Below are 15,533 nucleotides of genomic sequence, written 5' to 3' on the forward strand. Positions count from 1 at the left end.
TATTTCCCGAAAAATCAGGCGCCTTAACGCTGCCGGAGAACAATTGCGTCAGTCGGGATAAAGATAAAAACCGTTTCACTTCACTATCATCAAGGCATTTGGCGACTCACCAAACATTTCCGGCGCATACATAGCCTCGACTCTGGTTGATGGCAGATGAAATTCACCTGCATTATTCAGTCTGATCGTGTAAGACATACTGAATTTACCTTTAGGAACAAACTGATAGTAACTTCTGAAGCTGTCAAAACTACGCTCTTCATATGCCAGCCATGCCTGTCCAGAGCTGCGCTCAGCAGCGGTCGCAATCGCAGAATCGCGCCCCAGACCTGAACCCAACAAGGTCGCGCCAGCGGGGATAGGATCGGTTGCCACCACCCACGTCATATCCGTTTGCGCATCAATATCAATGTTGACGCGCAAGATATCACCCCGCTGATATTTTCCAGCTTGTTTTTGCTCCACAGGCGTCACCGTTTTCGTGATCCGGTAACCGCTGGAAAACGCTGTTTTCAATGGCACGGCTGCCAGACTTTGCAACTGTAACCACGGCTTGCCCTTGCCATCATGCGTCGCTTTCAGGTTCGTATCAGCAGCAGTTGTCTGCGGCCACGGCAACAGCAACTTACCATCGCCATTCGCTGGCCAGTTAAATGTTTGCGAATTCAATGCCGGATTTGCCGCTTGCTGCAAACTGATGCGACTGGAACCACTGACTTTTTCAGCTTCGAATTTTTTCGAAAACTTCTCCAGTGCGAATAATCCCCAGACATTCGCCGTTGTCGTCATCCAATGCCCACGTACCTGTCTTTGCAATGTACCATTGAGTATCTTAGGCAAATCATCACGCCACGCCGGATTGTCCATCATTGCCAGCAATAAACGATTTGCATTGACGTCGCTATTCCCCATCAGCCACCACCAGTAATCATCGCGCTCATTGGAAAACCCCATGCGCGTGCCCTGATAGTTGAGCCGGCTGCTTAAGATCTGTTCTGCTTCTTTCATAGCCAGATTACGTTGCGGCAAGGCGCTGCTTCTTTGCAGTATCAGATACCAATCCAACACCGCACCAGTTGGCCATTGGTTTGGCGTGATTTGCACCGAACCCAGCATTCTAGGTTGGACAAGGTTATAACGGGATAAGGCTTCCAGCGCCGCCAGCTTACGTACATCTAAATCCTTGCGCGGCGACCAGAAATCACGGGTAATCTTACCCTCTACAAAAGCTTGCAAGCCTTGCAGCATCTTATCTCTGAGGGATTCGGGTATCGCATAGCCCGCTTCCTGCGTTGCCGACAAAAGGTAGGCAGTCAGCGTATCGCTTCCCAGCCTTTGTCCACTATCGGCAGGCGGGTAGTAATACGCCAGACCATCGGCATCAAGATAAGTCGGCAATTCATTGACGACCTTCTGCCACATTCCTGCATCACGCAAACCAATGGCTCTTGATGTCTTTTGCTCCAGGCAGATGTACGGATAGTTTTCAAAATACCGGCGCAAACCATCGCTACCACTGATCAGGCTGGGCAGGAAAGAAACTGCGATACCGCCCCGGCCGGGCAAACCATCTGCGGGTTTGACCACCGGTAAAGTCAAAGGCTTATCAAGCTGAATCAGCGTCGCTTGCTGCACCGTCACCGGTGTCGCAGGAATCAGTTTTTGCACGAACTTCAAACCATCTTTCGCCCCCTGATTAGTTGCCCCCTGTTCCTGTGTACTGAATTCCCACTGCAATTGCTGACTCTGCACATCAGCGCCGAGCAACGGCACATCCACAATCCAGCTTGCTTCACGTGCCTCGCCTGCCGGTATCTGTAACTCTTGTGCCGGCAATAATGCTGAGGCACCATTGGTTTTTGCTTGCAGCATCACTTTCATCGCACGGCTTGTCGTGTTACGCACGGTCAGCATTGCGTTGTAATGATCACCTTCGCGCACCAGCGGCGGTAATCCTGAAACAATTTGCAGATCCTGCGTTGCCTTGATGCTTGTCGTTCCAGTACCGAACATGCCATCACCACTTTGCGCGACAGCCACAATCCGGAAACTGGTCAGGGCATCGTTGAGTGGCACATCAATCTGCGCCCGACCATTGGCATCAAGCTGTACTGCAGGCTTCCAGAGCAACAGCGTATCAAGCAACTCTCTGGTCGGTGATTTTCCCCCGCCGCCACCGGCAGCAATCGCTTTGCGGCCATAGTGACGTTTCCCTATCACCTGCATTTGTGCAGTGGCTGTTTCTACACCGTAGCTACGGCGTTGCAACAGCGCGGCCAGTACATTCCAGCTGTCATTCGGCTGCAGTTCCAGCAAGGCTTCATCTACCGCAGCGATGGCGACTTCACCACCGGCCGCAGGCTTACCGTCAGGTAGTCTGACTTGTATGCTGACCTTTGATGTGGCGCGGATAGGATACGCTGGCTTGTCGCTACTGACTGTTACTGCGAGTTGCTGCGCAGCGATACCGACATTGATTTCCGCAATGCCATATTTATACGCGGGTTTCGCCAGATCAACCGTCGCGCCGGGTGCCTGATACTCACGGAATTCACTCCACCAATTGAGGGGTTCTTTCCATCCCCAACTGAAGAAGGAATACCACGGCACTTCACGCATACGCCCCCGTACTGCCAGCACGGACACATAGACGTTCGGGCCGTAACTGGCTTTGATTGGTACCCGGATAGTCGGATCCCGGCCATTCAATTCCACCACCATGGTGTCGATCACACCTTCGCGTTCGATCGCAACCAATGCTGTCGCAGAGCGGAAAGGCATGCGCACCTGAAAGCTCGCGATGTCGCCGGCCTTATACTGTTTTTTCTCCGGTAAAACATCCATGCGATCCTGATTCTCACCATCAAACCAGACCTCGCCTTTGCCTGTGACCCAGAGCGAGGTTTTTGCATAAGAACTCCGCCCCTGATTATCAGAAGCTTTGACCTGCAATTCGATATTGCCGGATTCTGTCATCTCAACTTCGCAAATCAGTAAGCCGCGTGCGTCAGATTTGCCTTTACAAAGCTGGCCTAACTCCTTGCTCGATTCTGTATTTTCATACGCATAAAAACCACCGACAATACGACGCCGATGTGAATCATTGTGTCTCGCAATACCTGTAATGACTAACGGAACGTCAGACATGGGCTTGCCATTGGTATCGAGCGCAATCGCAGTAAAGCGGGTTTTGTTTTTTACCGATACCCAGTCTTCATTTTTGATACCGGCGACGACAGCCGCTGGCCACACCGGAATCACGCTACTGATCGTCTGTATTTCGCCATTCGGATCGGCATAGGTCATCTCAGTGAGTAACTCTTGCGGACGCCGTATCTCTGGCAAAGCGCTCAATACTGTTTTGCCACTGCCGTTTTTATCCAGCGTGACAGGAAGCTTGTTCGCAACGATTTTTTGTTCATCTTCGTTACCGTCATTGGTATAAAAAGAGAACTGCTCATAATCTGGGAAGTGCAGTATACGGTTACGTAACAGGCTGGTCACTTGTACAGATAAGCCAGATGCGCCGCCACCGTTCAGATAATTTAATTGCAGACCCAGCGGCAACTCTTTCGGCGTAATGTGCGGGCCTTTGGCCGGAATCACACGCCCTTGCAGCAAGGGCAGACGGAATTCCTCGACACGGAAACCACCGGTGTAATATGTCTGATCACCATATCGGTAGTCCTCGTTTCCGCCTTCATCATTGGTCGCGGCAAGTTTAACGTTTCCCTTGTCAAGGATAATGTCATAGCGGCCTAATTTGGCCTGCGCAGGAATGGTGAAGGTATTTTCGGCCGCGTTACGCCCTCTCCAGACGACAGGAAACTGAAATTCCTGATTGGAGCCCTGGTGCACAATGCGCAAACGGTTAGGCAATTGCTCTGTTTTGACCAAAGCCAGGCCATGCATCGTCTCGGCACGGATCAAATGCTTCATTGATACCGTTTCACCAGCCCGGAATAAACTACGATCCAATATCGTATGCGCTTTCACCGACGCGGCAGCGTTAAACTCGGTGGGCAAATTGAAGCGATACGATTCGATACCGTTATTCCATGACGATAATGCGAAGGCCATATCAGCACGGCCTTTTTCATCCGTCTTACGCGCGCTCACAAAATAGCCATTAATTTTTGACTCGCCACGTTTACCTTCAGCACCCGCTTCATTGCTCTGACATCCGCTGAGCGGTTTTACCAACATCGCTATGCCATTGACATCAGATCGCCCTTTCCAGATAGAACGACCAAAGCAATCGGAAATCTGTATATCGGCATTCGCCACTGGCTTGCCGTTATCCAGCCGGGTGACCCAGACCGCAGCATTTTCTCTGCCGGATTTCAGATGTACTGACAGATTCGTCACCAACGCACTGGTGCGCACAAACATCGGTGCAGGTTTACCGAGCAGAGCGGCACCTAATCTTTGCGACTCAAGTTCAAGTACATAAAAACCCGGCGCTTTAAATGGAATGCCAACAATTTCAAATGGCCGGACACTATCTGTATTTGTTGCCGGCAATTCCAACTTGCTTGCTTTTGCTTCTTTACTCAACAATCCAATACTGCGGGTTTCTATCAATTGATTGTTCTTACTAATCGTCGACTCATGGTACCGATTCAGCTTGCTCAGCCATTCAATAATGGCGGCATCTTCATCCACCTTCAGATTAGCCAGTTGACTGGGGGCGACTTTTCCATTTGCCGAGCGCGCCATCAATGACGCTTCGACGTTTCTCAAGGTCACAGGCAAGGTCGCGTCTGCATTGAGTTCAACGATACCGAACGGCGCCGCCGGGAATTTCGCCAGCGGTGGGAAGTCAGCAGTCATCAGCTTTAATGGAAACTGTGCCGCATTTGACAAACTGCGACCGCTATCGTCCTTGAGACCGGAAGGCAACTCAATACTCAGCTCAGATTTCTCAGCAAAAGGTGGTTTAAAACTGAGATACGTGATCAGTTCCTCACCATTCTCTTTGGACAATTCAGGTTTTACAGATCCCTTGGCACTTTTTAACAGGATTTTTTCAGCAAACTTGCGCTGTATGCCTGCACTGAAATTCATCCGTACGGGCAAAATCGGTGTACACGCCGCGTTGGCATTTTCACGTTCACAAGAAACACTCGCGGTGAACGCAGGGCGCACTTTAAACTGGAAGCTTTGTGCACGCGTAGAGACGATGCCGCTGGTGCTGACGATTCCCTTATCCCAGACAATTTTCACTCCGGCTTCAGCGGGAAATTTTTGCTGGCATTGAATAGTCGAAATTTTATTGGCATCCGCTTTCTGGGCAAACTCTTTGAGCAGCAGATTACGTGTCTCGCCAGTCATGAATTTAACCGGAACCCGCTCGTGTATGCCCTCAATTTCGCAGTACACATGCTGGCGCAGGCTAGCCTCAGTGGCCACGCCCGACTGATGGAGAATGAAAATCTGGTCTTCTTCAATATCCGACTGTGCATACGGATTGGTGCGTACCACTGCCGGCCCACCGGTATTGAATTGAAAACCGGTTTTGCCTGTCAGCACCGCACCCGACTTCGTTTTAAACTCAGTTTTCAGCGTAAATGAGCACTGGCTACCGACCGGCAAATCCTGAGTGAAATCATAAACCCAGTTACGCTCATCAGCCCACCGACCACTGCCGCTGAAGGCATCGCCACTGCATTTGATGTTAAATGGCTCCCCGGCTTTCGGGTCGCCAAATGCTACGGCGGCTTCTGAGAAAGTTGCTCTGACTTGCCGGATCTGAGCAATCTCACCTTGCGGCGTAAAACGCGTTATCGTTGCTGCTTCAGCAACCGGCAGATTGCCGATGGCGAGCAAAGTGGCAAACGCGCATATTGATTTGATCAGGCCAGCCATCTTTTTACCTCCAGTCGCCACGCAATTGTTTTACTTTTGCTTGCAGCACCAACGGTGTTACTTCTGACGCCGCCATTTCTTCTCCAACCACTAATTCCAGTTTTGAAAAAGGCCCGCGCCGGAATGCACGCTCAAAGGGGTTGCCTTTGTCGCGTGTGAAAAAACTCCCCCATAATCCTCGTAACGCCATCGGATAAACAGGTACCGGTGAGCGCTCCAGAATTTTCATAATCCCGCCTTTGAACTCATTCATATCGCCGGTATGCGTCAGCTTGCCCTCAGGGAAAATACAAACTAACTCCCCTTCATGCAATGCCTGAGCAATATCGATATACGATTTTTCCATCAGCCACGGGTCTTCTTTGGCCGGTGCAATCGGAATCGCTTTCGCCGTACGGAATATCCACGACAAAAACGGAATTTTAAAAATTCTGTGATCCATCACAAAGCGAATCGGGCGCGGACTGGATGCCCCAATCACAATCGCATCCATATAAGACACGTGATTGCAGACCAGCACCGCGCCGCCTTCGAGTGGAATCCTATCTGTATTGACGGTTTTGACCCTATGCACAGTCTGAATCAGCAACCATGCCACAAAACGCATCAGGAACTCAGGCACCAGACTGAATATATAAATGGCGACAATCGCATTCAGAATCGCGGTCGCCATGAAAATCTGTGGAATAGTAAAACCATTCTTCAACATCAGCATGGCCGACAGGGACGCAACGACCATGAACAGCGCATTCAGAATATTCATGCCGGCAATAGTCCGCGACAGATGTTTCGGGTCGCAACGTGTCTGAATTAATGCAAACAAAGGAACGATATAAAAGCCGCCAAAGACACCGATCATGACGATGTCAAACAAGATGCGCAAACTGCCTGTCTGTTCTAAAAACTGCAAAAAATCAACACCGGAAGTATTGATATAGGCGACGCTGGATAAATACAAATCAAAGCCAAACACCGATAAACCAATAGAGCCAAACGGCACCAGACCAATTTCAACTTTATGACCGGACAGTTTTTCGCATAGCAAGGAACCTGCGCCTATCCCAAACGAAAAAAAGGTCAGTAACAGCACGAAAACACTATGGTCGCCATGCAGATAATTTTTGGCATATGAAGGAAATTGCGCCAGCAATATGGCGCCGTAAAACCAGAACCAGGAATTTCCCAGTAAGGAAAGAAACACAGGCCGGTTCTGTTTGCTGAAACTGATATTGCGCACCGTTTCCGTGGCGGCATTCCAGTTAATCTTCAATTCCGGTTCTGGTGCGGGTGAATATGGAATTCTGCGACTCGTCAGGTAACCAATCACCGCAACAATGACCGCACCAGCAGCAACCAGTTCTACTCCCCATGGTTTGTGGGTAACCAGCATTGCGCCCAGAATCTCTCCCAGCAAAATACCAACAAACGTTCCCATTTCTATCAGGCCATTACCGCCGACCAACTCGTCTGTTTGCAAATGCTGCGGCAAATACGCATATTTCACTGGGCCAAACAAGGTTGAATGTATTCCCATACCCGCCACCGCAGCGATCAGCACCCACAGGTTATGGCTCATCCAGCCGAATGCTGCGATTATCATAATAATAATTTCCAGTAGCTTAATTTTCCGCGCCATGCCGCCTTTTTCAAACTTATCGGCAAACTGCCCCGATGTCGCAGAAAACAGAACAAACGGCAGAATGAATAAGCCCGGAATGAGATTGTTCAGCAAATCGACATCCATGTTCGCCCAATTCAACGCGTCATAAGTCAATATGGTCAACAGCGCTATTTTGAAAAAATTATCATTAAATGCACCAAAGAATTGCGTCCAAAAAAATGGGGCAAAACGTCGTTGGGTAAGCAGCGCGAACTGACTGTGTTTGCTCATAAAGTTGCTCGTTAAAAAAGGCGAAAAGGAAGTGTGAGATTGTAACTGACAAGATTGCAAAATAAGTAAGCATCTGTAAATTCAGCAACAATGAGCAGGTGTCTCCATGTCATGTGCAACAAGGATTAGAGATGCAGCTAAGAAATGACGTGCAGTAAGGCGATCCCAGCGGGAATTACGATTGAAAAAAATCAATCGCTTTTTCTACAGTCAGAATACGGCAAGAGGACTGGCTTGCTATCCGCAATGCCATTTCCAGTTGTTCCGGGGTTGTGCCCCATGGACCAGGCTCATTCCTGACTTCATGCGAATAAAAAATCAGCCAGCCGCCTTCATTTGCAGTTTGCTGAATCAGTTGTAATACCGTATCAGCATCAGTCTTATCCGCATACAAGGCTTGTGCGCGCAACGCAGACAAATCCGCTTTTCCTATGTGTGTGCCACCACCGGTGATGCGGTTGTACAAGAATCGTTCCGAAGCGGCTATTTTGCTGGGCAAATCGTAGGCGCCAAACGGGAATGCAAATCCCCTATTCGGCAATTGATGCGTCTCAAAAAACGCCTGATTGCGCTGCCAATCCTGACGCAGAGCAGAAAGACCATTGTTGGCGCAGTTCATGTGGGAATAAGTGTGGCAGCCAATTTCATGGCCATCCGCAACCAGCTTCTGCAAATCTTTAACGCTATGGCAGGTCTGCCCTTGTTCTGTACCGTCAGTTAGTTTACCGCAGACATAAAAACTGCCACGCGCCTGATAGCGTTCCAGTATTTCTGCGCCAATATGACAAGCGCTGGCCGGCACATCATCAAATGAAAAACTGACGACGCCTTGTTGCTTGCGCAAATTAATCCACCGCCCTGCGAGATGGCGTGCGGCAAAGCGGCTGGCTTTTTTGTACAAGGACATCATTCGCGTATCGGCTCTGTGGCGCTTAAAGATTGTTGATAGCGCTGCAAACCTAATCGTGCTGCGCTGCCGGGTAAATTCTCAAACGTATATTCTATGCCAAGACGGACGACCCCTTGCCTGAGTTTGATATCGTCAGCAGCCCTATCTGTTTTTTCGTAAAAACTGTCGAATAAAAGCCGGAAACCACGTTCAAACTGGTAACTCGCACCAATGCCGATACGTTGTAATTTCTCTTTGCGGGAAGAATTATTGTCGGGTCTGACCAATCTGGGAATCAGCTCCTGATCACTATTCTGCAGCAAGGCTGAAAAATTGACGTTAGTTTTATCCGACCACTTCCACAACGCGTCAACGCGCGCACCTTTACTGACCACATACAGAATTGAGGGGTCAACGATCGTAAATGGTCTGTCGAATAGCTGCAAATCCAACCTTAACATTGTTGAGTAATGATAAGTACCACGCCAGATCGCATTAAATAAGCGAGTATCACGTTCGTGCAACACATCATAGCGACGACGTATCAGCCCCAGATGGGCGCTGGTGATGGTCTTGATGCTATAGCGCCACTCACCATCCAGATACAGCTCAGTTTCTTTGTATTTTTTATCCAGATCCCGCACTTGCTCTGGCGTTCTGTCGGCAAAACTGGTCTCAGATAAACGCGTCCCTGCCTCGATACTGGAACCCGTTAGCGACATATAACGCAAACCTAGCTGCTGACCACGTTCGTCAAAGTTATATAACTGGTTCAGGCCCAAATCGTAGTTCAGCGCATTCCGAAACAGGCTCGCACTAAGCATCCAGTCGTCATCTGGTTTTATTCTGACGTCTGCACCAGCACGGCGCGAATGCGCGATATCCCGCTCCGTCAGGCTGCCATTAATGTACTCAAACAAACGTTTATCTTTACCGGCATATACCCTGCCACTGACAGACTTACCTGCCTGCCAATCAAAAGCAGCGTCCGCCGCGCCTGGTTGATGGTCAAGCTGACGGTATTCCTTGTAATGGCGATTTCCGAGAGAGCCGCTGAGAGTCAGGCGCGTCTGATCAGACAACAAAGGGATAATGGCGCCAGCGCGGATATCGCTTGCGTTAACAGTCTCGGTCAGTCGCTGTATCTGTTCCTGCTTACGCCCACCCCCGACCTGATCGTCATAAAAGCGAAATGGATTAGTATCCCGGGACAGTGAAGTTTCTAATTGCAGCACCAGTTCCGTGGTCGCGAACGCAGGCCATGAGCTCAGCACCAACAGACAAGCTGCACCCGTTTTTTTGTACTTGCTATTGAACTGCGTCGCCGTCCGCTTCATAGACTCGGCAACCTTATTGCTGTAGCAGACCCTGTTCCGATAAACGGAACACGCGATCGCAACGTCCGGCAAGCCCGGCATCATGGGTCACAATCACAAAAGCGGTACCCAATGTTCTGGATAATTCCAGCATCAAAGCAAACACTTGTTGCGCAGTACCGCTGTCGAGATTTCCCGTTGGTTCATCTGCCAGCACACATGCTGGCTGCGTCACCAACGCACGTGCCAGAGCAACCCGTTGTCGCTCGCCACCAGATAACTCACCCGGCACATGCGTGACTCTGTGCTCCAGCCCAACTTTGGCCAGTATCGCCTGCGCCTGCTGGCGCGCCTCCGCACGCGGAATACGGCGAATCAGCAAGGGCATTGCGACGTTATCAAGCGCAGAAAATTCCGGCAGTAAATGATGGAACTGATACACAAAACCCAAAGAACGATTACGCATCACGCCACGCACAGACTCGCTCAGGTTTGCAAGATCTTCACCCAGAAGACGAACCAGACCTGTCGTCGGCGTATCGAGGCCACCTAACAGATGCAACAACGTCGATTTACCTGAGCCAGATGCGCCGATAATCGCCACCCGCTCTCCGGCGTTGACTGTCAGATCAATTCCCTGCAACACCTTGACCGCTTCCGCGCCTTCATTGAAGGTTTTGCCAAGCTGGGTACAACTTAAAATTGCTTTTTCTGTGAAATTACTCATAACGCAAGGCCTCCGCCGGTTTAACGCAGGCTGCTCGCCAGCTGGGATAAATAGTTGCGGCAAATGCCAATACAACCGCCATGCTGCTGATTTGCCAAACGTCTGCCCAACGCAGATCAGACGGCAAAGCACTGATGAAATACAGATCTTTCGGCAGGAAATTGACACCTAACAGATGTTCGATCGCTGGCACAATCACATCAATATTCAACGCCACCAGAACGCCGAGCGCGACGCCTAAACCGGTACCGATCAGACCAACGAGTCCGCCTTGTATCATGAATATTTTCATGATCGAACCTGGAGAAGCTCCAAGTGTACGCAGGATGGCAATATCCGCCTGTTTATCGGTGACAGTCATCACCAGCGTGGAAACCAGGTTAAACGCAGCCACCGCCACAATCAGCGCCAGAATGATGAACATCATCGTCTTTTCTGTTTTGACGGCAGAGAAATAGTTACGGTTTTGTTGCGACCAATCGCGGATCAGCAAATCACCGGTCAAGGTTTGCGACAATTCCAGCGCGACCTGCGGCGCTTTTAACATATCCTTGATACGCAGACGCAAGCCAGAAGGTGCAGACAGGCGGAAAAATTTTTGCGCATCTTCGATCTGCATAAACCCCATGCCTGAGTCGAACTCATAATGTCCAGCGTCAAAAATGCCAACGACATTAAATGCTTTCAGACGCGGCACCATGCCTGCAGGCGTCATCTGTCCTTCGGGTGCTGCCAGTGTCACCTTATCGCCAACCCTGACGTGCAGACTGCTCGCCAGCGCCGTACCCAGAATAATATTGAACTCTCCCGGTCTCAGGTCTTCCCATCTTCCGACTTTGATTTTTGTCGCCACTTCCGACACTTTCGGTTCCTGATCAGGCAATACACCACGCAAAATAACACCACGCATCACATCATCGCGGATAATCATCGCCTGCCCATCAACGTAAGGCGCACTGGCGACAACAGAAGAATTTTTCTGCGCCTGCAGTGCCGTATTTTTCCAGTCCGGCATAGAACCGGCGGCATCAAATACTTCAATATGCGATAGCACCGATAACATGCGGTCGCGGACTTCTTTCTGAAATCCATTCATCACCGACAGCACGATAATCAGCGCGGCAACACCGAGTGCAATGCCGAACATGGAGATCATGGAAATGAAGGAAATGAAGCTGTTACGACCACTACGACGTCCGGCGCGCGTGTAACGCAGACCCACTAGCCATTCAAAAGAGAGATTTTTCACTGCAAATGTCGTTTCAAGGAATTAAGGCAGACAGAAGTTTGCCATACAATACGCTCTATGAAAAATTTAGAACTGATATTGCCGTTCAGCATTCCCCCATCCGGACTGGAAAATGATCTGCTCAAAGCGATGCAAACGCCTGCGCTGGCTCGCTTGATTGCATCTGCAAAGCGCATACCACTCAGGAACATTGATCCATTTTCCAAAGCACTGGTACATGAATATTTTCTGGCAAACGAACTGCAAGGTGCACACGACTGCGACCCGCCAGTCACGTTAAACCGTATGCGGGACATGGGTTTGCAGCCAGTCGATGGGCGCTGGTTCACACTGCAACCGGTGCATATTCATATCGCCCGTGATCATTTGGTTCTGACTGACCAACGACGACTCGACATCTCAGAACAAGAATCGCGCGTCTTGTTTGAGATTGCAAAAACAGCGACCGACGAAGCAGGCATGACGCTACAGTATGGCGACGCATCGACCTGGTTTCTGCGCGCTGATGGCTGGACTGGTTTAAAAACAGCCAGCGCTGATGCGGCCTGCGGCCATAATGTCGATATCTGGATGCCGGATGGCGAGCACGCAAGAGCATGGCGCAAGCTGCAAAATGAAATTCAGATGATGTGGTTCGCACATACGCTGAATGATGAGCGTGAAGCACAAGGAAAAAAAGCCATTAACTCGGTCTGGCTTTCTGGTGGTGCCGACATACTGATGAAACAAGAAAAGCGAATCGATACAGCACAGTCGTTTGCCGATTTGCTGTCTGCGCCGGATTTGCAAAACGTACCGAATCCACAAAACAATACAACGTCGACAGACACGACCTTCGTCTTACTTGAACATTTAACTGAGCCCGCGATCAATAGCGATTGGGGACAATGGCTGACGCAAATACAGACATTGGAAAGCGACTGGTTTGCGCCTGTGTTGGCGTCATTAAAAAACCGCCAGCTCGACAGTATCACCCTGCACTGCTCTGATGCACATCGGCTTGCCAGCTTTAAGCTGACGCCGTGGTCGCTGCGTCAATTCTGGATCAAACCCAGCCTGCAAGCACTTTTCACACTGAAGCCAACATGACCCGCATTACCACCCGTCCCTATTCCCTGCGCGAATCAGAAATGTTGCGGCAAAACGGCATGCACCCGGTGTTGGCTCGCCTGTATGCAGCACGCGGGGTGCTGAACGACACCGAGCTGAGCACAGAACTAAGCGCAATGCTGCCGCCATCGGGCTTATTGCAAATAGAAAAAGCGGCCGTCTTTCTGGCAGATGCGATCGCCGCACGTAAGAAGCTCGTGATCGTTGCCGACTATGACTGTGACGGCGCCACGGCCTGCGCGGTCGCCATTCGCGGCTTGCGTATGCTGGGTGCGAATGTCGATTACATCGTACCGAATCGTTTTGAATACGGCTATGGTCTGACACCGGAAATCGTCGCGCTGACCATACGCGAAAAATCGCCGGATATCATCGTCACCGTTGACAACGGCATTGCCAGTGTTGACGGCGTCGCCGCAGCGCAAGCGCAGGGCATCGCGGTACTCGTGACCGATCATCATTTACCCGGCGAGCAGTTGCCAGATGCCGAAGTGATCGTCAATCCGAATCAGCCTGATTGCACTTTCGGCAGTAAACATCTGGCTGGCGTTGGCGTGATGTTTTATGTGTTACTCGCGTTGCGGGCTGAATTGCGCAAGCGCGGCGTGTTTGACCAGCAACAACAGCCCAAGCTCGATACCCTGCTTGATCTGGTCGCCCTCGGCACGGTTGCCGACGTCGTGCGGCTCGATGCTAATAACCGCATCCTCGTTGCACAGGGGCTTAAACGCATGCGGGCCGGACGTGTTTGTGCCGGCATTGCTGCGCTATTCAGAGTCGCCGGTCGCGAGCCACGTAATGCCAGTCCGTTTGATTTGGGTTTTGCGCTCGGCCCGCGCTTAAATGCCGCTGGCCGTCTTGCCGATATGTCGCTGGGCATAGAATGCCTGACGACCGACGACGAAGGCCGTGCCTGGCAAATCGCGCAGGAGCTCAACGGTATCAACGCCGACCGCAAAGATATTGAACGTGACATGCAAGATATTGCACTGCTCCATCTGGATCAATTCGAGCCCGCAACCAGCCATACCATTACCGTCTTCGACGAAAGCTGGCATCAGGGTGTGATCGGCATCGTCGCCTCGCGACTCAAAGATAAATTTTATCGCCCCACCATTACTTTTGCACCCGGTAGCGATGGCTTAATCAAGGGCTCTGGCCGTTCTATCCCGGGCTTTCACCTGCGTGATGCACTCGATTTGGTCTCAAAACATGCGCCAACGCTGATACAAAAATTTGGTGGGCATGCGATGGCTGCGGGGCTGACCTTACGCCATGAAGATTTACCCGCATTTCAGCAAGCGTTTGAAGCCGTAGGAAAAAGCTGGTTGCAACAACATCAGTTAGAACGCATCATCGAAACCGACGGCGCGCTGGAAGAAGCCTATTTCACCACCGACTTTATCGCCTTAATGGATAGCCAGGTCTGGGGCCAGGGTTTTCCGCCACCGGTGTTCTGCGATGACTTTAAACTGATCTCGCAACGCATACTGAAAGAACGCCATTTAAAACTGGTGCTGGAGAAAAAAGGTGTTCGTTATGACGCCATCTGGTTCGGCCATACCGACACTCTGAGCGAACATGTGCATGTCGCATTCCGGCTCGATGCCAATGAATACAACTGCGTCACCAGGGTTCAGTTATTGGTCGAGCATATTGAATGCTGACGCGTCAGAAACTGCACGACGGCATCCGCCGCCAGCGCCATGTTTTCTGCAGACGCATGTGCAAGTAACTGCGTATCGGGCGCGTAAATTTGCAGCAGATAATCACCGCGCAGCAGTGTTAAGGTGGTATTTGCTGCAACCTGATCCGCAATACGGTGCACGCTAGCAACCCTGCAATGAGGATCATTGTCGCCGCAGACGATCTGCAAAGGGCTGGATTCTGCGAGCAGACCCGGGTAATATGTGTCGGTAACATCGCATGGCTGCTCATCTTGCATTTCATCGAACAAGGGTGTCATCAGCACGCCGCTTTTCAATTCTGCGTCGTCGCGCAGTGCCTGCCACGCAACGATGCTACCGAATGATTTTCCGACGACATGGACTTGCGCTGGCAATACGCGTGATTCTGCCCGTAACTGCCCTATCACTTCTTTGAGCTGCTCCAACTCATCCTGTAACGCAGATGATGGCAGGCCAGCGAGCGGATCGCTTTCGTAGAAACGCCAGTTAAAACGACATACGGCAAACCCTGCTGTGACCGCGTTATCCGCCAGCAGGCTGAATAACTCCCTGTGCATGGCGTAACGTAAGCCCGGGGCAATCACGATTGCGGGAAAAGAGCCGCTACCGGCGGGAAAATCGACAACGAAAGTCATGTTTCTATCGTTTCAGGTTTAATTCAGTTTTGACTAAGTTTTGACTAATTTTCAATTAAATAGTAACTTAGTTTTGGAAACTAATTTTCATTTACGCAGTCCATGTATTGATCAGTAGCCAATATTATCCAAGTCAGAGACCATAAAAATCCTAAAAGAC

At 50.6% G+C, this 15,533-nt stretch carries 9 protein-coding genes; 2 read left to right on the forward strand and 7 right to left on the reverse strand.

Translation table 11 applies throughout. The annotated features are described in order from the left end of the window. Positions 1–75 precede the first annotated feature (75 nt). The 6 genes from Undi14_RS16635 to Undi14_RS16660 all read right to left on the reverse strand — a co-directional run bounded on the left by Undi14_RS16635 (position 76) and on the right by Undi14_RS16660 (position 11,940). Positions 76–5,868, reverse strand: a complete 5,793-nt coding sequence (locus tag Undi14_RS16635) for an alpha-2-macroglobulin (RefSeq protein WP_200181677.1) — start codon at positions 5,866–5,868, stop codon at positions 76–78. 4 nt (positions 5,869–5,872) lie between these two features. Next, positions 5,873–7,759, reverse strand: coding sequence for an MFS transporter (locus Undi14_RS16640; RefSeq protein ID WP_200181679.1), 1,887 nt, complete (start codon positions 7,757–7,759; stop codon positions 5,873–5,875). 175 nt (positions 7,760–7,934) lie between these two features. Then, positions 7,935–8,669: a polysaccharide deacetylase family protein gene (locus Undi14_RS16645; RefSeq protein WP_200181681.1), complete on the reverse strand. Its 735-nt coding sequence runs from the start codon at positions 8,667–8,669 to the stop codon at positions 7,935–7,937. Beyond that, a complete protein-coding gene (locus Undi14_RS16650) occupies positions 8,666–9,985 on the reverse strand; it encodes a hypothetical protein (protein WP_200181682.1) in 1,320 nt (439 codons plus the stop codon). Before Undi14_RS16650 ends, Undi14_RS16645 begins: the two co-directional genes overlap by 4 nt. Before the next feature lie 13 nt (positions 9,986–9,998). Continuing rightward, entirely contained in the window at positions 9,999–10,691 is a 693-nt protein-coding gene (lolD, locus tag Undi14_RS16655) for a lipoprotein-releasing ABC transporter ATP-binding protein LolD (RefSeq protein WP_200181683.1), read from the reverse strand. Beyond that, positions 10,684–11,940: a lipoprotein-releasing ABC transporter permease subunit gene (locus Undi14_RS16660; RefSeq protein ID WP_190478203.1), complete on the reverse strand. Its 1,257-nt coding sequence runs from the start codon at positions 11,938–11,940 to the stop codon at positions 10,684–10,686. The genes lolD and Undi14_RS16660 overlap by 8 nt, the downstream gene beginning before the upstream one ends. Before the next feature lie 57 nt (positions 11,941–11,997). On the opposite strand from Undi14_RS16660, the gene Undi14_RS16665 reads away from it, so the two are divergent. Further along, positions 11,998–13,029 carry a hypothetical protein gene (locus tag Undi14_RS16665; protein WP_200181684.1) on the forward strand — a complete coding sequence of 344 codons (1,032 nt, stop codon included), beginning with the start codon at positions 11,998–12,000 and terminating at the stop codon, positions 13,027–13,029. After that, positions 13,026–14,717, forward strand: coding sequence for a single-stranded-DNA-specific exonuclease RecJ (gene recJ, locus Undi14_RS16670; RefSeq protein WP_200181685.1), 1,692 nt, complete (start codon positions 13,026–13,028; stop codon positions 14,715–14,717). Before Undi14_RS16665 ends, recJ begins: the two co-directional genes overlap by 4 nt. Here the strand turns inward: recJ and Undi14_RS16675 are convergent. After that, complete coding sequence (locus tag Undi14_RS16675; protein ID WP_200181687.1) at positions 14,687–15,373, reverse strand: alpha/beta hydrolase; 687 nt, start codon at positions 15,371–15,373, stop codon at positions 14,687–14,689. The two genes, recJ and Undi14_RS16675, sit on opposite strands and share 31 nt — an antisense overlap. Between the last annotated feature and the right edge of the window lie 160 nt (positions 15,374–15,533).

The organism is Undibacterium sp. 14-3-2 (assembly GCF_016595265.1).
Taxonomy (GTDB): Bacteria; Pseudomonadota; Gammaproteobacteria; order Burkholderiales; family Burkholderiaceae_D; genus Undibacterium; species Undibacterium aquatile.